Below are 17,850 nucleotides of genomic sequence, written 5' to 3' on the forward strand. Positions count from 1 at the left end.
GAGGAGGAAACCGCAGGGATCAGCGGGCGTGACGGCCGGCATGTGCCGGTGCGGGCTCATGCCGTTTGGCGGGCAGGACACTGCCGCGCGGATCGGAGGTCGAGGTGACAGCGCCGCGGTCCGCCCAGGCTTCGAGATCGTCGATGGCGTAGACGACGCGGCCGCCGAGTTTGCGGTAGGCGGGGCCGGTGCCGTAGGTACGATGCTTTTCGAGTGTGCGTGCCGACAGGCTGAGAAACTCGCCGGCTTCCTTGGTGCGCAGGAAGCGCGGCGGCAGGGTCGCGAGATTGGTGGTCATGGTGGCCTCCGTGGCTTTCGCTGGAGCCGCTGGCGATCAGCGGCGGGACGAAGGCCACGTTGGCGAAGAAGAATTGCGAGGGGGGAGTGCGAACTTAGGGTGGCTAAAATCGCACACCCCTGATCGTATTGCCGGCTATTTACGGCGACGGTGGCGAAGCAGCTTGCGGTAACCGCCATCGATCATGGCGAAGCCGTCCTTGACCAGATCGAGCACGGCGTCGCGCAAGGCAGACGTCTTCCAGGGATCGCTGGCGACGCGCTCAACGCCAAAAATGGCTTCGGCGATCTCGCGGTAGTCGGCATCATTCATGCGCCCGTCGACGGCGCGCAGCATGTTCTTGAGACGGCGGCGTTGTTGAGCTGTCATGCGGGTATCCCGTGGAACGGAAAGGCCGTGAATGGCGCGCCACAGGCGCATTAGCGCCTGAATGCGATCGAGGCTATGAGCATCGAGCGGTATGACGGCGGCGATTGGTTGATCTGGTCTCAGATCGCTCAGCGCGATCAAATGCAGACGGCCGCTTTTGGTGAAGCCAGAGATATGCAGACCTTCGGCGGCAGCTCGCTGGAACTCCATGTCAATATCTCCGAGAACGACGGGGCCGGTCTGCACAAGTTTCGGTGCGGGACCGATATGCAGCACACTGGTGTCGGTTTCCGGGGTCCAGAAGATGGGCTGCTCGAGGGCGTTCAAGCTTGGCCGTGCGGGGAAATCGCAAGCCCCAGCGATTGCCGATCGCTTCGGTGTCGTTGTCCGGCCTCAGGGGCGCTTTGACGATCTTTGCATAGTCCCGCTGATAATCAGGATTGCGTCGCAAGCATTCCCAAGCGAGCGCGTCCACATCTACGTCGTCCCAGTAGTCGTATGGCGTTGATGATCGCCATCCTCTTGTATCGGGCATCATGATGATCCTCCCCGTGCAGCGAATACGCATACAGAGAGAATTGATTCCGGGGATTCGACTGCTTTGCTAGGCCGTGACCGGCAACTGGTGTTGCGTACCGGGCAACACACGGGTCAGTGTGGCAGGCCGCGCCTGAGTTGCCGGTAGCCGTGCTCGGTCATCCAGTGAGCGCGGGCCAGATGGCTGTCATGGACACGGCGGGCACGTTCGGGTTCCGCGATTGGGCAGATACCGAAAAGAACCTGGACGGCCTCCCCCCAGTCAGCGCCATCGGCTTCCGCATCGAGCAAGCGGGCATAGAGTTTGATGTGCTGGCGATCATATTCAGTGAGCGCCAGACTTGTCGGGGCATCGTCGAGGAAATCAATGGTCGTCATTAAAACAGCACGCAGGTCCTTCATTGGCGGAAGGCACTTTTAACCATTTCTACAGGAGGAAGGTGACAGTGAGGAGGCAACGCCCGTGAACGAGTGAAATTAATTGCGTCCGGCGGCTTCCTGTGCATCGACGATAATCACCCCTTCGTTGCGTCCCGAATTGATGAAGGCGATGCCTTCGGCTTCCAGGGCTCTGCGTATTTGATCGCTGGTGCTTTCATACACACGAAGGCCGCTTCCCGACTCCATGCGTTTGAGCGCGGTCAGCGAAACCTTGGCCTTGTCCGCGAGCATCTCCTGGGTCCAGCCCAGCAATGCGCGCGCGGCCCGTGTTTGTCGGGAGGTGATCATGCATGATCACCTCCCACCGGCACCAATTGTCACGCCAGAACTACGACTATTATAGTCGGAGTTAATCAGAAAGGCGACCCGGAATCGGTGTTTAAGGCTGTTTCATGCGGCGTGCGAACTCCGACTGATTCGGTCGTCTTGCGATTGGCATCGACAGACGTGACATGGCCGTGGGCGGAACAGAGGCTTTCCAAAGGAACCTCGACAATGCCTCATTCCCGCATCAGGAGGATTTGACTTTGAAGAGGGCTGGATGCGCACTTTCTCTATGGCGGGCAGATGCCTCACCGGCATCTGTGACTATGGTGGCGTTGATCGGTTGCGGATCAGCGCAGGAGAGGCTGGTAGCTGAGATGGACCTTGCCACGCCCAATGTCGTGATGGAGGCGGACCCGCTCCCGCCGTTCACCTATTGGGCGCCGGAGAGCGCCACGATTCGCAACCATCCGCGTATGGATGGTGTCTGGATCGCGGAGAGCGCCGATGGATCGCGCAGATACTATTTCGGCGATCAGTGCCGGGCGTCAGAATTCCAGCGTTTCGTCGGTCGGCCGCTCGATACACTTCCCGAAGAGCCGGTAGGCGCGACCTAGCGGGTGGCATGTTCGACTTGTGCCGTGACGTCGGATCTGGGCCGCGATCGGATAAATGTGGTCTACGACGAAGAAACGCGGGCGATCACCGAAATCTCCTGCGGATAGCGCCAATCACCGATGCCGCGAGCATCAGAATTGCCCGGCGGCTTGTGCCGCCGGGCTTCTGGCGTCCCGCTCAGAACGGGATCTCATCGTCCTCGATGAACTTGCCATCGTCGTTCTGGGTCTGCTTGGCCCGGCTGAGGAAGTCCACCGTCTCGGCGATGATCTCGCAGCCGTAGCGGTCGTTGCCCTGCTGGTCGGTCCACTTGGTGTAGTGGATGCGGCCGCGGACGAGAACCTTCATGCCCTTCTCGCAATGCTCCTGGACCGTCTTGCCGAGGCCATTGAAGCAGGTGATGCGGTGCCATTCGGTGTCCTGCACCCGATAGCCCTTATCGTCACGGACGACGCGGCCTTCGGAGTAGCGCGGGCGCGAGGTGGCCAGCGTGAAGTTGGTGATGTTGGTGCCGCCCTGGGTGGTTCGAGTTTCGGGGTCCTGGCCGATGTTGCCAGCGAGGATGACGATGTTCTGCATGGTGGTTCTCCGTTGCTTCATCCGGAGGGACCGTCCCTCCGATGATGCCCGGCCAAGACCGTCGGGAGATGCCTGCACTGACGCTCGCGTCAGCTTGACCCGTAAGGCCCGGAGTGGGGCGGGCAGTCGCGCTTGCGCGACAACACGGTCCGGAGCCGCGCGGGTTGCGGTCAGAAACCGAACGGGATTAGGGGATCAGTCAGGAGGAGGGATTGGTCCTTCAGAGAAGCTCAGGAAGGAGTCGACAGCAGACCCTTCGTCCTCACCAGCGACATGGGCCATCTAGGAGCCCTCTCCCGCCACGCTGGCGGTGTCGCCAATTTCAACACGCGGCCGACCACTTCGCGATCATCACTCAGTTCGGAGCGCAGTTGTTTCAGCGCAGGAGCGGTGATCGGGTGGACGCCGATTGAATGGAACCAGCGTCACTTCAACGGACGAGGCATCGTACCAGCTTGCGAGAAGGGCATGAAAGACCGACTGCCGACCGATCGCCAACTATGAACGAGACCAGCCATGACAGGGCTGACCAGTTGCCTGGGTGAGATCCGTCGCGAGAACTGGTGTCGCCGCCAGACAGGCCAAGGAAAAGCGGTGCGAGTCAGGTAAGGACAATATGGCTGATTATGGCCTTGCGATTGAACGAGGTGTCGGAAGCTTCGGTGCTGCGAGCCGCCGGGTCTTCTCGTGCAGGAGACGGATCGGATTTCAGCCGCGCGAGCAAAGTGGGGACCTCGGGTCCCATCACATGGCTGGCGATGCCCAGCCGGAAGCGCCGGCGTGTCGCCGATAAGCTTTCGATAGCGCGGGCATGCGCGGCCAGAAATTCGCGAGCTGACGGGATGAACATCTCGCCGTGAGCGGAAAGCCACGCACGTTCAGCGCGAAAAGACCGCCGTACCGAGGCCGTTGAGATTGGCCATCGCGGCGATGCCGACGATCAGCCCGCTGGTGCCGCAGAGCATGTTCAGAAGTATGGCCGAGTCGATGGCGTTCTTGGCAACGCCATGAGCGAGCGCATAGCCGGCGATGAAGGCAGGTATGGCGAAGGCGGCGAGCGCGATGAGGCGAAGGAGCGGGTTCTTCCCAAAGCCTAAAATGGCAATCACCAAGCCAATGGAAAGGAATGCGGCTCCGATGGCGGCGATGCCCGACATGACGAAACCGGCGTCAGCCGCGTAGACGTGCTGGAAGGCCGTGATTCCGACCATCACGGGCAAGGCGTAGATCGCGAAGTTGAATGCAATCACGCAGAGCGTGATCGAAAGGGAGATGGCGAGCAGGATCAGTGTCATGGAAGCCTCCACATGAAGGGTTGTGGGACACGACAGGCTGCCAGAGGATACGTTCGGCCTGCGACTAGGTTACTTCGCCGTTTCTCCAAGAATGGCTCGAATTGAGCCAGATGGTGTCTCGACAGTCAAGCAAAGGCGGCCGAACCCGCCGAGCGGCGGCGCTTTAAGCGCCGCCGTCGAACTTCATGACCGGGATGCCGAGCTTGCGGGCCTTATCAGCAAGGTTCTCCTGGATGCCCGTGCCGGGAAAGACGATGACGCCGACCGGCAGGACATCGAGCATGGCGTCGTTGCGCTTGAAGGGCGCAGCCTTGGCGTGCCTGGTCCAGTCGGGTTTGAAGGCGACCTGCGGAACCTTGCGGTTGTCGGCCCATTTCGCCGCGATCAGTTCGGCGCCCTTCGGCGATCCGCCGTGCAGCAACACCATATCGGGGTATTTGGCATGGACCTGATCGAGCTTGGCCCAGATCAGGCGGTGATCGTTGCAGTCGAGACCGCCGGTGAAGGCGACCTTGGGACCGGCCGGCAGCATCACTTCGGTTTCCGCCCGGCGCTTGGCAGCGAGGAAGTCGCGGCTGTCGATCATCGCCGAGGTCAGGTTGCGGTGGTTGACCATCGACCCTGAGCGCGGTCGCCAGGCCGATCCGGTGTGGCGCTCGAACTGCTCGGCGGCGACATCGCGGAAGAGTTCCATGCTGTTGCGCCGCTCGATGAAGGTCTGCCCCTCTGCCGTCAGGCGCTCAAGCTCGACGGACTTGACCTCGCTACCATCCTGTTCCCTCTGACTGCTGCGCTGCGCCTGCTCGTTGTCGTCCAGTTCGCGTTCGATCCGGGCGGTTGCGCGGTGGAAGAGATTGACAGTCCCCCAGAGCAATTCGTCGAGGTCGGGCTCGAGGCGGGTGTCGCCGAGGGTGACGATCAGGGCGTCGAAGATGTCGGCGACTGCGCCAGCGACTGTGTTGCCTTCGGGGAGCGGCCTTGGGTCGGGTTCATCCTGAAACGGGCGGTAGCCGTAGAGCTGTAGCTCGGTGAGGATGTGGTCTGTGGAAGATGAGGTGTGGACTGGCTCGAACCCTGTCTCGTCATATTCGGTCTGCATGAGGTGCTTCCTTCGTCGGATCGACCGCGCCCATCGCGGCCTTCATGGCGACGAAAGCCCATGGGCGAGACCGGCTGGCAGTCCTCGCGCCTTCGCGAGGGCCTTGATGGCCGGGTCCGGCTAATTTGTTTCGCGATGCAAAGGCGGGGCTGAGACGGGGTCCCCACGCGACCTGTCGCGTGGGGTGGCTTCCCGCCGGCGGAAATTAGCCGGACCCGGCCATTGCCTGCCTGGCTCGTTTGTGGGCCGCTCGCCCTCTCAAGAAGGCCGTGGGCTGCGGTCTCTCCGACACCTGTAGGAAGCGCCAGACCGGATATGGCAGGGACAGAAGACGGCTCTCCTTCCTCTGCCTTTCCTCCACCGACATCCTCATGCTTCCATGAAACGGCTGACGTCTTCAGGAGCGATCTGAACCCGTAAGGCCGCCCGTAGTGCATCGATGCCGTGGTGGCGCAGGTCCTCATTGAAGTCCCCGAGCCCCGGCGACAGGACAACCGCCTCGATCCCGACGCTTCTCGCCCGCTCGACGAGGCTGTCTCGCGCGCCATCTCCTGCCGGATCGAGATCACGCACGATATAGAGCCGCCGCAGCGACGCCGGGAACAGGATGGCAGCGAGGTGTGCTGCCGAGAGCGCCGCCAGCATCGGCATTTTCGGCAGACCCGAGCGTGCCGACAGCACGGTCTCAATCCCTTCGCCGGCCCCCAGGACATCCTGCGGCACACCGAAGCGGACGCCGTGCCCGAGGAGATGGCCCATCGCCCGCCGAGGGGTATCGACAGGGGCTTTGTCGCTGCCATCGGGCAGGAGCCAGGTGCGATGCGCGCCGGTCTGGACGCCGTCAAGGTCGGTGACGGCGGCGATCATCGCGGGCCACGTCTCGGTGGGGCCATGCCCCTCAGGCCGATAGTAGCAACGGGGGTGGAAACGAAGGTTTGCGGCGTCGTGCAAAGCCGTAATGCCGCGTTTCCGCAGATGCGTTTCCACGATTGTGCGCGCAATCGGCTGCGCCATGGCGAACAGACGCCGTGACGCTTCCGGCGATCCGGCTGGCGCCTTTCCCGGCCGGGGTGTGGGTTGCGGATCAGGGTCGGGTCTCGGCAGGCTGAGAAAGGAGCGGGCTTCCTCGGCGACGTCCTTGAAGTCGACAAGGCCGCAGCTTTCACGGATGACATCGAGCAGGTCGCCATGTTCGGCCGTCGCGGCGTCTGTCCATTTCCCCGCTGCGCCCTTGCCGGATTCCGGTCCGATCAGGCGCACGAACATCGAGCGGCCAGGAGTATTCTGGACATTGCCCACCAGCCAGTAGCGGCCCTCGCGATGACCGTTCGATAGATAGTGCTTGCACACCGCCTCGGCCTGCCGGCCGAGACGTTGCGCGAGTTCGGAGGCGTCGTGGCGAGCCATCTATGCCGCCTCCCGTTCACCGATGCGTTGAACGGGATAGCGGTCCAGGACTCTGGCCAGAATGGACGGACCGCTGGCGTCGGTCGGAATGAACATCCTGAGCTTCCACGAGATGATTTCGTGGAAGAGGCCGTAGGCCCGCAGGCGATCGCGCATCGTGTCGGTGAAACCCGACAGCTCGATGCGGTTCGCGCCCATGACCCGGCTGCGCCGAAGCTGAAGACCCTCTGTCAGATCGAGGATGGTCCTGCCGTCCATCAGCGCGGTGAACGCGTCGTCCGAGGTCAGCGTCGATGTACCGGTCGTCATGGCGCTCGCGACCCAGGCCGGGGAAACGCGGCGGCCGACGATGCGCTCGCCGTCATCGGTCTGGAGCCGGTAAACGCGAGTCGACTCGTTCGGCAGGCGTTTCCAGATCGGCAGCAGCAAGCCGCTCACGACGTGGATTGTGCTGTCGGCGAACTCCGGCACCTCGGCGACTTCGGCTGTCCAGGCCGATGCGAATGCGCCCTGATCGGCTTCGACCCAATGGGTCTCGCCCATCATCTTGACCGGAACGTTTTGCGCCTCCATCGGCCGGATCAGTCGAATGCGCCGTTCGATCTCGCCGTCGTCCAGCATGACGCTGGTGGTCGGGATCTGCACGGCAGCGCGGCCCGAGCGCTCATTGATGAGCAGCTTCGCGCGAGGATCAGCAAGCTGATCAAGCGCCTCGGTGAGCGTCACCGGACGGTTGCGCTCGCGCTGCGTGATGGTCAGCAGCCGGGCTTCGGCGCTAGTGGCGGGATGGACATGGATGGTCTGGCGGTTGGTGACGACGAAGCTCTCGGCGCGGAGCGTTTCCAGCCCGACATCATAGCTGCCGCTGGCGATGGCCCCTTCGATCTTTGCGTTGAGAAGCTGTTCGAACGCGGTGAAGAGCACGCCCTGCAGCTCGATGGTGAGCGCCAGGAGGCGGTTGAGGAAGGTGGTGATCGGCGGCAGCTCATCCTTGATGCCGGTATCGTCCATCAGCTTGAGGCCGGTGGCGTCCTCGAACGTCTGGAGCGAGCAACCCTCGACCTTGCCGCGCACCAGCAGGAGATAGAGCTGACGCAGCGCATCACGGGCATAGTGCGATTCCAGATTGTCCTCGGGACGGAACAAGCCCTGACCGCCGGTCTGGCGCTGGCCGCGCGTGATCGCGCCCAGCGTGTCGAGACGGCGCGCGATGGTCGACAGGAAGCGCTTCTCGGCCTTCACGTCGGTCGAGATCGGCCGGAACAGCGGCGGTTGCGCCTGATTGGTCCGATTGGTACGGCCCAGGCCCTGAATAGCAGCGTCGGCCTTCCAGCCCGGCTCGAGCAGGTAGTGGATGCGCAGGCGCTGGTTCTTCGCGTTGAGGTCGGCGTGGTAGGACCGACCGGTGCCGCCTGCGTCCGAGAAGATCAGGATGCGCTTCTGATCGTCCATGAAGGCGGCGGTTTCCGCGAGATTGGCTGAGCCGGCACGGTTCTCGACGGCGAGCCGGTCAATGCCGCCGGGGCTGGTCTTGCGGACGATGCGCCGTGAGCGGCCCGTTACCTCGGCCACGAGGTCGGTGCCGAAACGCTGGACAATCTGGTCGAGCGCGCCCGGAACGGGAGGGAGCGAAGCCAGTTTCTCGATCAGCTGATCACGGCGGGCGACGGCTTCGCGGCTCTCGACGGGCTGGCCGTCGCGGAAAACGGGCCGCGATGACATATTGCCCTCGCTGTCGGTGAAGGGCTCGTAGAGCTGCACTGGAAAGGAATGGGCGAGGTAGTCCAGGACATATTCCCTGGGCGTGATGTCAACGCGGACGTCGTTCCATTCCTCGGCCGGAAGCTCGGCAAGGCGACGTTCCATCAGGGCTTCGCCGGTCGACACGATCTGGATGACAGCGGCATGACCGTCTTCCAGATCACGCTCGATAGCGCGGATCAGTGTCGGCGTCTTCATGCTGGTGAGCAGATGGCCGAAGAAGCGCTGCTTGGCAGACTCGAAGGCCGAGCGGGCAGCCGACTTCGCCTGCCTGTTCAGCGTGCCGGACCCGCTATTGCCGCCGGTGATGTTGGCGGCCTGCATGGCGGCGTCGAGATTGTTATGGATGACGGCGAAGGCCCCGGCATAGGCGTCGTAGACCCGGGTCTGCTCCGGTGTGAGCTGATGCTCGATCAGTTCATATTCGACGCCGTCATAGGAGAGCGAGCGGGCGGTATAGAGACCGAGCGCCCGTAGATCGCGGGCCAGAACCTCCATGGCCGCGACGCCGCCGGCCTCGATCGCTTCGACGAATTCGGCCCTCGTCGAGAACGGGAAATCCTCGCCACCCCACAAGCCGAGCCTTTGGGCATAGGCGAGATTGTGTACCGTGGTCGCGCCGGTCGCCGAGACGTAGACGATACGGGCATTCGGCAAGGCGTGCTGAAGGCGCAAGCCCGCGCGACCCTGTTGCGAGGCGGCGACATCGCCCCTCTCACCCTTGCCACCTGCGGCGTTCTGCATGGCATGGCTCTCGTCGAAAATGATCACTCCTTCGAAGTCGGAGCCCAACCATTCGACGATTTGTTTGACGCGGGAAACCTTCTCGCCGCGCTCGTCGGAGCGTAGCGTGGCGTAGGTTGTAAATAGGATGCCTTCCGGCAGCCGTATGTCCTTGCCCTGCGGGAACCGCGACAGCGGCGTGACCAGCAGGCGCTCCATGCCGAGCGCCGACCAGTCGCGCTGCGCGTCTTCGAGCAGTTTGTCGGATTTGCTGATCCACACGGCTTTGCGCCGGCCCTGCATCCAGTTGTCCAGGATGATCCCGGCCGACTGACGGCCCTTGCCGGCGCCGGTGCCGTCGCCGAGCATGAAGCCGCGACGGAAGCGGACGGCATTGGGTGCATCGTCGGGCGCGGCCGAGACAACGTCGAAGGTCTCGTCAACCGTCCATGATCCAGCGAGGAAGTCCGCATGGGCTTCGCCGGCGTAGATGACGGTTTCGAGTTGGGCGTCCGACAGCAGGCCGTCGGTGACGAGGCTGGCGGGGAGACGCGGTCGGTAGCTCGGCCTGGGCGGCGCGACCGAGGCCATGGCGGCCGATTGCACGAGCTTGGTCGGGTGAGCCTGAGAACCGGAAATACGGATCGCCTGCAAGCCGTATTCTTCATAAATCGCATCTGTGATCCGGTCGGCCTCGGCAGGCGTCCAGTCTACGGTCTCATAGGCGAGCTCGACGCCTTCGGGTTCAGCGGCGGCGCGAACCGGCGCGGATACAGCGGCGCGCGCGAGATAGCCGCGAGCAGTGCGTGGGGCTGCCGGAGCGGCGACGGGAACCGAGATCGTGGCATCGACGGGCAATCGAACCGGGACGTGCTGTCCGATCCAGCCCACCAGGGTGGCGGCATCCGGAGCGATCCCCGGCGAGGCTGGAAACGCGGCCGGATCATCGGCAGGCAGCTTGTCGATGACGGTCAGGCGCGTGTCGATCGTCGTGCCGTGCTTGGCATAAACAGAGCCGTCGATGGAGGCGGTGAAGACCACGCGACCGTGTTCCTGAAGCCGGACGAAGGCGTCCCGCCAGGCCGGCGTGTCAGGGGCGAAGCTCGAACCGGTGATCGTCACGAGCCGCCCGCCATCGGCCAGGCGCGCCAGCGCCGAGGCGACATGGCGATAGGCGGCGTCCGCCACCCGGCCGGAGACGTTCGCCACGACCGAGAACGGCGGGTTCATCAGGACCACAGTCGGCACGATGCCGGGATCGAGATGATCGTGAATCTGGGCCGCATCGAAGCGCGTGGCGGGCGTGGCCGGAAAGAGGTGGGAGAGAAGATCGGCGCGGGTTTCCGCCAACTCATTCAGCACAAGCGATCCGCCGGCGATCTCGGCCAGGATGGCGAGGAGGCCGGTGCCGGCCGAGGGTTCCAGAACGCGGTCGGCGGGTGTGATGGCGGCGGCGCTGGCTGCGATCAGTCCGAGCGGGATCGGGGTCGAGAACTGTTGGAAGGTTTGGCTCTCTTCGGAGCGGCGCGTATGGGTGGGGAGAAGCCCGGCGATCCTGGTCAGCAGCGGCAGGCTGGCGGCCTGAGACCCGGCTTTGCGGAAAAGCGCCTTTCCGTATTTGCGTAAGAACAGGACGGTCGCCGCCTCGCAGGCTTCATAGGCGGTCTTCCAGCCCCAGGCGCCGCTGGCGTCGGACGCGCCGAAGGCGGCTTCCATCGCGCCTCGCAGGGCGAGAGCGTCAACGCGATTGCCGCGTTCGAGATGAGGGAGAAGGAGAAGCGCCGCCTGATGGATGGCGAGGGCCGTGTCAACGGCAGGGACAAACGCGGCAGCCGGAAGGGTTGCGGCGGCGGAAGCATATGACATGGGAAGAACCTCGGAGAGCGGGAACGGGATGAGCCCGGGCTGCGCTCTCTCTGGACCGCACAGGCTCAAACCCGTCCCGGCCTTCCTCTTCCTCTCAGGTGATCAGCGATGGTGGACGTGAAAAAGCGCCCCAACCGACGGGTGGGGCGCTGAGGGTTTTCATCCGAAACGGCGACCTGCTGATGTGAACGTATAATCGTTTGCCACGATGGTCTCGTCGACGGCGGAGTCCGAATTGAGATGTTCGTATTCGCATTCGAGCTGTCGATAGAGCCAACGGGCGAGATCGCGCATCGCCTCGGTCACCATTTCCTCGGCATCGGCTGTCATGTCCTGACAGGTTGGGCTATCGCGTTCGACCGAGATCGACATGCAATATTCGTGGTAATAGTGACCGCGATGCGTGGCCTCGGCGCGAAGCTGGTAGAAGTTGCGGCGCTGGACGGCTTGCAGGGCGTCGGCGATGCAGTGAAGCGCGCTGTCCTGAGGAGCATAGGACCGGATCTCGGCCGAAGCGTTCTTCCGGTAAGAATAATGCGCCTCGTAGCAGGCGCCATCGCCTTGTGACCAGAAGCCCCGGAACCAGATACGCGGCTCGTGCCGCACGCCGCCGCCCATGAGGCGGACGGTACGGGTCTTGAAGTTGATGCCGATGATTTCCGCGATGCGCTGGAAATCTTCGTACACGGCATCATACCAATCGTAATCGAACCCGCCATCACGATACCATGCGCGGGCCTTTTCTTTCGCCTCGTCCGAAAGCTCTTCGAGCCGATAGACCGTAGTTTCGATGATCTCAGGCATCGGGATCATCTCCGTCCAGCACGGCGGCAAGCCAGCCATCGGTATAGATCCAGTCCACCGTCTCACCGGTGGCGAGGTCGAGCACATGCGCCCCGCCTCCGAAACCATCGATCCGCGGCCTCGAACAAGTGTTGGCGTATTGCATGCCCCATCGCCCGGTCAGGCCAAACTCGGCGGCGCAGCGCATGACGAACCGGATGACATGCTCGGGATCGCCGGTCCCGTCATCGCGCATCCAGAGCTGCGTGCCGCCGTGCTCGGGCTGGATCGACAACAGGAAGCCGTCGGACGGGGGATCTTCGGCGGCGTTCTCGTCGCAGAGGGCATTGTAGAGTTCGAGTGCGCGCGCGGCGTTATCGGCGGTGCCGACGTCGAGCAGGCAGGAGAAGTGGGTGAAATAGTCGGCCATATCAGGCTCCTGAAACGACAAAGCCCGACGCGAGGCCGGACTGATTAAAGCGCAACCCGGTGTCGTTGCAGGGACCGAGATCGCCGCGCGAAACGCGGAGCGCGGCAAGAGCGATGGAGTCTTCCGGCGAACCAGCCTCGCCAAGCGAGACGCTGCGGTCGCGATAATCGGCATCGGTGGCCCCGGCATAGCTGACTGTGCCGAGGCAGGAGATGCGCAACGGCAGCTTTTGCGGCCGCTGAAATCCGCGCAGCCCCTGGTCGGCGAGAATCCGCCCGATCGGGGTGCAGTTGGATTGGCTGGCATGGGTCATCTGGATCACTCCGCGACGGGCGCCAAGAGCCTTTCTCTCAGCATGCAACCCGTCACGGCCAAAGGCCCGACCTCTTCCTCTCATCTGAAGGCGTCCCACTCGGCGCCGTTCCCGGCGATGGGCCAACCATCGCAAGGAGGAAGGCCCGGACGCCTCCTGAGCGTTCCGGGCCGCCGGGAATGAGGCGCTTGCGCGCCTCAGCTCCATGGGTCGAGTTCCAGTTTCACCATCTCGTCGTCGCCGTCGAATTCGTCGGCGGGCATGGCGCCGTGGGTTCCGTCTCCGGCCTGGAACACGACGATCGAGACCATCAGCGTGGTGGCAAGGCTGGCGGCGAAGGCGGTGGCATCTGCGTAGGACATGGGTTCCGGCTCCTGTCTCTGGAGGCGGGGGACCATCCCCCCGCGCGACAGGCGCCCGAAGTGTCTGAACGGGTCTGCAATCACCCTCGCGCGTTCGGGCGTGTCCCGAATCTGCGAGGGCGGCACGCTCGCGTAAGCCGACCCTCCACGGGTTGATTGACAAAGAGACGGCTCAGACCAAGGTCAGCGAATGGAAGCGGGGGGTGGTGTTCTGCCTCTAACAGGATGCCGAAATCCCGTCGCAGGTGCCGCGCCCCGCCAGTCTCCATGCCGGTCTCAGCCGGGTCGGTGTTTCAGACCGGAGACGGAAACCAGCTCTACACGATATGGCAAGGACGGCGGACGCTGGTGAAACCGAAACTCGATCGGGGATGATGGTCAGCTCCAATGCCCTTCGGCGATCTCGCGGACGATCAGGGCGCGGGCCTTCAGCAGCAGGTCATCGCCACAGGTATCGATATGGCCATAGAACCGGGCGCGGGCACCGGACCGGCTCCAGTCGGCATAGTAGCAATATTCGCGGGCATCGATGCGGAAGGCCCGCAAATCCTCGGCCCAATGCGGCTTGGGCTCAACGACGACGGTGATACTGTCGCGCGTCTCCTCCCAGGGCAGCGACCGCTCGGCCGGGAGATTTTCGCGGTCGGTCCGAAAGATGAAGTCGATGTCGATGTGGTCAGCCATGACGACCTCCATAAAAAACGCCCGGCGCGATGGCCGGGCGAGTCGAACGATACGAGGCGGCCTGCGCCGCCCCGTATGCGGTCATTCCGCAGCGACGAGGTGCTGCCGGTCTTCGTCTTCTTCAGCCGCGCCTTCCTCGTCGTCACCGTCGCCGGCGAGGAAGTCGGGCAAAGCCTCGACCTCGCCATCGGTGTCGGCGGCCGCATCACCATCGAGATCGACCAGGCGCAGCGGTTCGGGCAGCCAGCCGGTATCGGCCAAGAGGCGCTCGGCTTCCTTGGCCATGTCGCCCTTTTTCAGATGGTCGATAAGCTGGGCCGCGCGTTCGCCCGCACCCTCGCGCACCGCCGCGAGAATCTGGGTCTTGGTCACGCGACCGAGATAGTTCTCGACCGTGGGCCGCCATCCCGCATCGAGCACCATGTCGAGGCCGGTGGCGCGGGCGATCCGGTCGGCCCCGGCAAGGCGACGATCAAGGCCATGCTGCGAGATACCGGAGGCACTATGAGGGTTCGGACGCTCGTAAAGCGCATTCACGCCATAGCTGACGCAATGGGCGAGAAGCGCCATGCGGCTCGCCTCGTCGAGCGCGGCGATCCAGTCCCAGAGCGCCGCTTCGTCGGAAGGCATGTCGGCCTTCCAGGCGTCGAAGCGCTCGCCGATCGCCTTGACCGACGGGCTGTCGGCGAGATCGGAGCCCTGCGAAGACAAATACCTGTGGCGAACGGAAACCTCCAGGCACCCGGTCGGTGCCGAGTAATGATAGCGCTCCATCACCATGCGGTGGAGCAGCGCCGTCATCGCGACGTGCGGGTTGCTGGCGAGCGCTTCCTGAAGCGCGACGGTGCGATGGGCGGTCAGCTCGATGACGAGCCGCTCCGGCAGCGGCTTGATCCCGCCGTCGTCATCGTCCTCTTCGGGTTCGGCCGGCTGGCCGCCGATGGTGATGACGGCGCGCTGCACGTCGCCGTCATTTCCGCCGGCGACGCTGGTGTTTTCGTTCTCGCCGTGCCCGGCATCGGCCACCGGCTCGTCCTCGGCCCGGACATAGCCGCGCTCGATGATAGGCTCGCCGTCGCGGTCGATGCTGATGAAGACACCGGCGCGGGCGACCTCGGCAGGATCATAGATGACGGGGCGCTTCTCGAAGCCTTCCAGAGCGGCCTCGATCTCGCCCAGCCGCCGATCGATCTCCTCCGGCAGCTCGTCGTGCTCGGAATATTCCGATTCGAGATCGTCGTACTCGTTGCGCAATGCCTCGCGCGCGGCGCGCTCCTCGTCGGTGAGATCGGCGAAGCTGCCGGTGATCTCGCGAAGGCCGTTGTCGTAACCGTAGGGATGGCTGGTATCGACAGCGATCCACTTCCAGCCCTCGGCCGCCACTTCATCGGCAATGGCCTTCAGCTTCTCCGAAACCAGGCGGTCGAGAAGCGCAACGGCTTCGAGCCAGCCGCCGTCGTCCTCGGAGAAGAGGTCGCGCAGCATCGCGCCGCCGGCCTGCTCATAGGCGTCCACGCCGACGAAGCGCACGCGCTTGTCGTCGGTTGGAACGGTGGTCTCGGTCAGGAACTGGCGGACCTGCCAGGGCTGGACATTGTAGGAGCGCTGGACAGCCTCCCAGACCTGTTCCTGGCGGGCATGGTCGGGATTGACGGTGAACGCCTCCAGCATCGCCAGCGGCATGCCGTTGCGCGCATAGACTTCCAGTAGAGCCGGCGAGACCGAAGCCAGGCGCATGCGCTGCGTGATGTAGCGCGGCGTGGTGCGATAGGCGTCGGCGATCTCCTCCTTCGTCATGCCGTCGTCTAACATGCGCTTGAACGCCCGAAACTGGTCGAGAGGATGCAGGCCGAGCCGAAGCACGTTTTCCGCGAGCGAGTCGTCGACAGCCGAGGTCTTGGCGTCGGCCTTCTTGACGAGGCAGGGAACGAGGCCATCGGCGGGAAAGCGTCCGGCCTCGACCAGACGCGCGATCGCCCGGAACCGGCGGCCACCAGCCGGGGTCTCGAAATCGCCGGTCTCGTTGCCGTCGGCATCAAGGATGGCGCGGACATTGATGCCCTGCACGATGTCCTCGCGACGGTCGATGTCGTGGGTGAGATCGTCGAGACCGGCCTCGACGTCGGTTTCGCGGACGTTGCTGTCCGAGAGGCGGATGCGATTGAAGGGAATGTCACGCGAACGCGAGAAGACGATCATCGCGACGGCAGGCTTCTTCGACTTCCTGGCAGCTTTGGCCATGGTGGTTTCTCCGTGACGGGCGGCCGAGACCCTCTCTCGACCTTCCAACCCGTCACGAAATCCCTAACCCCTCTCTCACTCTCGACCGGGCTGCGCGCGACGCTACCAGTCGAAGCGCTGCGGTCGTTCCGCATTCACCCTGTATTTCCGGCGCAAGGCGAGGATCGCCGCCTCCTGCCGGTCGATCTTGCGCCGGAGTCGGTCGAGATCCGGCCCCGCAACCACCAGGAGGCGATCGAGCACTCGCCGGTATTCCGCCTCGTCCGCGCCGGTCCACCGGCTCATGCGCCGATGGTGGTGCCGGGATTTCGGGCGGAGGCGAATCGTCTCCCCCTCGGCGCGATTGCTAAGTACGCGTTCGGCAACGGCGAGATTGCGCCACGCATCCGCAAGCGCGTCCTCCATGCGCGCCAGCATCGAGCGCAGACGATCAGGAGACATCATCACCATCAGACGCCGTCCCGTCGCGCGCGCGCCGCGGCATAGATGATCCGTTCTGCGCGACGAATGCTGCCGGCTTCCCTCGCAGCCTCCGCCCAGACGGAAATCGGAAAGTCGCCGGAAAAGAGAATGTCGCGCTCGATGCCGAGTCCGAAAGGCAGGCGCACCGAGGCTATCTCCTCCAGAGAGAAGTAGCCAAGCTCTGGCTCGCCGAGATCGGCCAGGCCAAAGAGGATGTCGCCGTCTGCATCGAGTTCGGTCGCCAGCCAGACGCCGGCGCCGAGCGGGTTGAAGAATTTGACGACTGGCACATGATCGGTGTCGCGCTGGCGGCCATTGGCGAGAAGCTGCGCGCGCAGTTCGTCGGTCAGGAGAATCACGCGGCCCTCCTGTCGATGGCGGTCTCGGGCGTGGCAGGCCGCAGCTCGTCTTCCGGCAGGAAGGAGAGCAGCCAGTCGGCCGCCTTGCTCGCCTGCGAGGCCGCGCGCACGACGGCGCGGGAATCCTCGCGCATGACCTCCAACCAACTGCCAATGTAATCGGCGTGGCGCACCGTCGGCACGATGCCGAGCGCGGCACAGCTAAAGGCCGAAGTCTGCTCCGCGATCAGCTCTTCGAAGACATATTTCTTCGAGCCGAACGAGCCCGTCAGGTCGCGGTTCAGCCGGCTGTGATGGCCGCTGGCGTGACCGAGTTCGTGCAGCGCCGTCCGGTGCCAGTTGATGGGCTCGAAATAAGCCTGGGGCGGCGGGACCGTCACATAGTCCTGGGACGGGACGTAGAAGGCCCGGTTTCCGCCGATGCGGAAATCGACGCCGGTCGCCTTGATGAGCGCCTCGACCCTCGGCTCGATCAGGCCGGGCGGTGGTGGGGGCGCGACGGTGGCGATGTCGTCGGGCAGCCCGTCGCATTGCGCCACGTTGAAAACCGTAAAGCGCTTCAGGAACGGGATGGCATGCGCTTCCTCGCCGGTCTCGCGGGCGCGGCGCTTCTCATCTTCCGGCGTAAAACGGTCGGCATAGACGACCGTGGTGCCGTGCTCGCCCTTGCGGACATGGCCGCCGAGAGAAAGCGCCTGCCGAAATGTGAGCCAGCCCTGGCAGGGAAAGCCGTGCTCGATGACGGCGCCCCAAAGGATGAGCACGTTGATGCCGCTATAGCTGCGGGAGGTAGCGGCGTTTTTCGGCAGGCCGAGCGGCGCCTTGGCGGCCGACGTACCCCAGGGCTGCACCCATGGCACGCGACCAGCCTCAAGCTCGGTGATGATTTTGGTGGTGATTTCGTCATATAGGTTCGTCCGGTCCGAGCCGGTGCGAACGCTGCGATCATGTCTGGACAT

21 protein-coding genes are annotated in these 17,850 nt (G+C 64.1%); 1 reads left to right on the forward strand and 20 read right to left on the reverse strand.

Going from position 1 to position 17,850, the window contains the following annotated elements:
• Positions 1-19 precede the first annotated feature (19 nt).
• The 5 genes from AABQ55_RS12980 to AABQ55_RS12995 form a co-directional block, all read right to left on the reverse strand.
• Positions 20-298 (reverse strand): helix-turn-helix transcriptional regulator, encoded by a 279-nt coding sequence (locus AABQ55_RS12980; RefSeq protein ID WP_272805302.1) that lies wholly within the window; start codon positions 296-298, stop codon positions 20-22.
• 135 nt (positions 299-433) lie between these two features.
• On the reverse strand, positions 434-994 hold the full coding sequence (locus tag AABQ55_RS12985; RefSeq protein ID WP_272805303.1) for a DUF2285 domain-containing protein: 561 nt from the start codon (positions 992-994) through the stop codon (positions 434-436).
• Positions 879-1,235: a transcriptional regulator domain-containing protein gene (locus tag AABQ55_RS37770; RefSeq protein ID WP_443021093.1), complete on the reverse strand. Its 357-nt coding sequence runs from the start codon at positions 1,233-1,235 to the stop codon at positions 879-881. Before AABQ55_RS37770 ends, AABQ55_RS12985 begins: the two co-directional genes overlap by 116 nt.
• An 83-nt stretch (positions 1,236-1,318) precedes the next feature.
• Complete coding sequence (locus AABQ55_RS12990; RefSeq protein WP_272807451.1) at positions 1,319-1,582, reverse strand: DUF2285 domain-containing protein; 264 nt, start codon at positions 1,580-1,582, stop codon at positions 1,319-1,321.
• A 99-nt stretch (positions 1,583-1,681) separates the two neighbouring features.
• A complete protein-coding gene (locus AABQ55_RS12995) occupies positions 1,682-1,933 on the reverse strand; it encodes a helix-turn-helix domain-containing protein (RefSeq protein WP_272805304.1) in 252 nt (83 codons plus the stop codon).
• Positions 1,934-2,286: 353 nt separating this feature from the next.
• Between AABQ55_RS12995 and AABQ55_RS13000 the strand changes: the two genes are divergently transcribed.
• Entirely contained in the window at positions 2,287-2,526 is a 240-nt protein-coding gene (locus tag AABQ55_RS13000; protein ID WP_272805305.1) for a hypothetical protein, read from the forward strand.
• Positions 2,527-2,704: 178 nt separating this feature from the next.
• Here AABQ55_RS13000 and AABQ55_RS13005 read toward each other — a convergent pair whose 3' ends face one another.
• From AABQ55_RS13005 to AABQ55_RS13075, 15 genes are all read right to left on the reverse strand, one after another.
• A complete protein-coding gene (locus AABQ55_RS13005; RefSeq protein ID WP_272805306.1) occupies positions 2,705-3,106 on the reverse strand; it encodes a single-stranded DNA-binding protein in 402 nt (133 codons plus the stop codon).
• Between the two features lie 601 nt (positions 3,107-3,707).
• A complete protein-coding gene (locus tag AABQ55_RS13010) occupies positions 3,708-3,956 on the reverse strand; it encodes a hypothetical protein (protein ID WP_272805307.1) in 249 nt (82 codons plus the stop codon).
• Positions 3,957-3,984: 28 nt separating this feature from the next.
• Positions 3,985-4,401 carry a hypothetical protein gene (locus tag AABQ55_RS13015; RefSeq protein WP_272805308.1) on the reverse strand — a complete coding sequence of 139 codons (417 nt, stop codon included), beginning with the start codon at positions 4,399-4,401 and terminating at the stop codon, positions 3,985-3,987.
• 163 nt (positions 4,402-4,564) lie between these two features.
• Positions 4,565-5,500, reverse strand: a complete 936-nt coding sequence (locus AABQ55_RS13020) for a DUF2493 domain-containing protein (protein WP_272805309.1) — start codon at positions 5,498-5,500, stop codon at positions 4,565-4,567.
• A gap of 369 nt (positions 5,501-5,869) precedes the next feature.
• Positions 5,870-6,907 carry a DUF7146 domain-containing protein gene (locus AABQ55_RS13025; protein ID WP_272805310.1) on the reverse strand — a complete coding sequence of 346 codons (1,038 nt, stop codon included), beginning with the start codon at positions 6,905-6,907 and terminating at the stop codon, positions 5,870-5,872.
• Positions 6,908-11,257: a strawberry notch family protein gene (locus AABQ55_RS13030; protein ID WP_272805311.1), complete on the reverse strand. Its 4,350-nt coding sequence runs from the start codon at positions 11,255-11,257 to the stop codon at positions 6,908-6,910.
• Positions 11,258-11,416: 159 nt separating this feature from the next.
• Positions 11,417-12,061: an antitoxin of toxin-antitoxin stability system gene (locus tag AABQ55_RS13035; RefSeq protein WP_272805312.1), complete on the reverse strand. Its 645-nt coding sequence runs from the start codon at positions 12,059-12,061 to the stop codon at positions 11,417-11,419.
• Positions 12,054-12,470: a hypothetical protein gene (locus tag AABQ55_RS13040; RefSeq protein ID WP_272805313.1), complete on the reverse strand. Its 417-nt coding sequence runs from the start codon at positions 12,468-12,470 to the stop codon at positions 12,054-12,056. Before AABQ55_RS13040 ends, AABQ55_RS13035 begins: the two co-directional genes overlap by 8 nt.
• A gap of 1 nt (position 12,471) precedes the next feature.
• Positions 12,472-12,783 carry a hypothetical protein gene (locus AABQ55_RS13045; protein WP_272805314.1) on the reverse strand — a complete coding sequence of 104 codons (312 nt, stop codon included), beginning with the start codon at positions 12,781-12,783 and terminating at the stop codon, positions 12,472-12,474.
• Between the two features lie 197 nt (positions 12,784-12,980).
• Positions 12,981-13,145, reverse strand: coding sequence for a hypothetical protein (locus AABQ55_RS13050; RefSeq protein ID WP_162854490.1), 165 nt, complete (start codon positions 13,143-13,145; stop codon positions 12,981-12,983).
• 378 nt (positions 13,146-13,523) lie between these two features.
• On the reverse strand, positions 13,524-13,829 hold the full coding sequence (locus AABQ55_RS13055) for a hypothetical protein (protein WP_272805315.1): 306 nt from the start codon (positions 13,827-13,829) through the stop codon (positions 13,524-13,526).
• Between the two features lie 81 nt (positions 13,830-13,910).
• Positions 13,911-16,070: a ParB/RepB/Spo0J family partition protein gene (locus tag AABQ55_RS13060; protein ID WP_272805316.1), complete on the reverse strand. Its 2,160-nt coding sequence runs from the start codon at positions 16,068-16,070 to the stop codon at positions 13,911-13,913.
• A 102-nt stretch (positions 16,071-16,172) separates the two neighbouring features.
• On the reverse strand, positions 16,173-16,520 hold the full coding sequence (locus AABQ55_RS13065) for a hypothetical protein (protein ID WP_272805317.1): 348 nt from the start codon (positions 16,518-16,520) through the stop codon (positions 16,173-16,175).
• Positions 16,520-16,891 (reverse strand): DUF2958 domain-containing protein, encoded by a 372-nt coding sequence (locus tag AABQ55_RS13070; RefSeq protein ID WP_272805318.1) that lies wholly within the window; start codon positions 16,889-16,891, stop codon positions 16,520-16,522. The genes AABQ55_RS13065 and AABQ55_RS13070 overlap by 1 nt, the downstream gene beginning before the upstream one ends.
• Entirely contained in the window at positions 16,888-17,850 is a 963-nt protein-coding gene (locus AABQ55_RS13075) for an ArdC family protein (protein WP_272805319.1), read from the reverse strand. Before AABQ55_RS13075 ends, AABQ55_RS13070 begins: the two co-directional genes overlap by 4 nt.

This window comes from Shinella sp. WSD5-1, assembly GCF_963942435.1.
Taxonomy (GTDB): Bacteria; Pseudomonadota; Alphaproteobacteria; order Rhizobiales; family Rhizobiaceae; genus Shinella; species Shinella yambaruensis.

What these genes read in the sequence shown, in the direction of transcription:
- AABQ55_RS13050 (WP_162854490.1), bottom strand. Translation starts at nt 13,145, where the DNA reads ATGTCCTACGCAGATGCCACCGCCTTCGCCGCCAGCCTTGCCACCACG.
- AABQ55_RS13040 (WP_272805313.1), bottom strand. Translation starts at nt 12,470, where the DNA reads ATGGCCGACTATTTCACCCACTTCTCCTGCCTGCTCGACGTCGGCACC.
- AABQ55_RS13035 (WP_272805312.1), bottom strand. Translation starts at nt 12,061, where the DNA reads ATGCCTGAGATCATCGAAACTACGGTCTATCGGCTCGAAGAGCTTTCG.
- AABQ55_RS13005 (WP_272805306.1), bottom strand. Translation starts at nt 3,106, where the DNA reads ATGCAGAACATCGTCATCCTCGCTGGCAACATCGGCCAGGACCCCGAA.
- AABQ55_RS13055 (WP_272805315.1), bottom strand. Translation starts at nt 13,829, where the DNA reads ATGGCTGACCACATCGACATCGACTTCATCTTTCGGACCGACCGCGAA.
- AABQ55_RS12990 (WP_272807451.1), bottom strand. Translation starts at nt 1,582, where the DNA reads ATGACGACCATTGATTTCCTCGACGATGCCCCGACAAGTCTGGCGCTC.
- AABQ55_RS13010 (WP_272805307.1), bottom strand. Translation starts at nt 3,956, where the DNA reads ATGTTCATCCCGTCAGCTCGCGAATTTCTGGCCGCGCATGCCCGCGCT.
- AABQ55_RS12980 (WP_272805302.1), bottom strand. Translation starts at nt 298, where the DNA reads ATGACCACCAATCTCGCGACCCTGCCGCCGCGCTTCCTGCGCACCAAG.
- AABQ55_RS13045 (WP_272805314.1), bottom strand. Translation starts at nt 12,783, where the DNA reads ATGACCCATGCCAGCCAATCCAACTGCACCCCGATCGGGCGGATTCTC.
- AABQ55_RS37770 (WP_443021093.1), bottom strand. Translation starts at nt 1,235, where the DNA reads ATGCGTATTCGCTGCACGGGGAGGATCATCATGATGCCCGATACAAGA.
- AABQ55_RS13025 (WP_272805310.1), bottom strand. Translation starts at nt 6,907, where the DNA reads ATGGCTCGCCACGACGCCTCCGAACTCGCGCAACGTCTCGGCCGGCAG.
- AABQ55_RS13015 (WP_272805308.1), bottom strand. Translation starts at nt 4,401, where the DNA reads ATGACACTGATCCTGCTCGCCATCTCCCTTTCGATCACGCTCTGCGTG.
- AABQ55_RS13000 (WP_272805305.1), top strand. Translation starts at nt 2,287, where the DNA reads ATGGACCTTGCCACGCCCAATGTCGTGATGGAGGCGGACCCGCTCCCG.
- AABQ55_RS13060 (WP_272805316.1), bottom strand. Translation starts at nt 16,070, where the DNA reads ATGGCCAAAGCTGCCAGGAAGTCGAAGAAGCCTGCCGTCGCGATGATC.
- AABQ55_RS13075 (WP_272805319.1), bottom strand. Translation starts at nt 17,850, where the DNA reads ATGTCCAGACATGATCGCAGCGTTCGCACCGGCTCGGACCGGACGAAC.
- AABQ55_RS13020 (WP_272805309.1), bottom strand. Translation starts at nt 5,500, where the DNA reads ATGCAGACCGAATATGACGAGACAGGGTTCGAGCCAGTCCACACCTCA.
- AABQ55_RS13030 (WP_272805311.1), bottom strand. Translation starts at nt 11,257, where the DNA reads ATGTCATATGCTTCCGCCGCCGCAACCCTTCCGGCTGCCGCGTTTGTC.
- AABQ55_RS13065 (WP_272805317.1), bottom strand. Translation starts at nt 16,520, where the DNA reads ATGGTGATGATGTCTCCTGATCGTCTGCGCTCGATGCTGGCGCGCATG.
- AABQ55_RS12995 (WP_272805304.1), bottom strand. Translation starts at nt 1,933, where the DNA reads ATGATCACCTCCCGACAAACACGGGCCGCGCGCGCATTGCTGGGCTGG.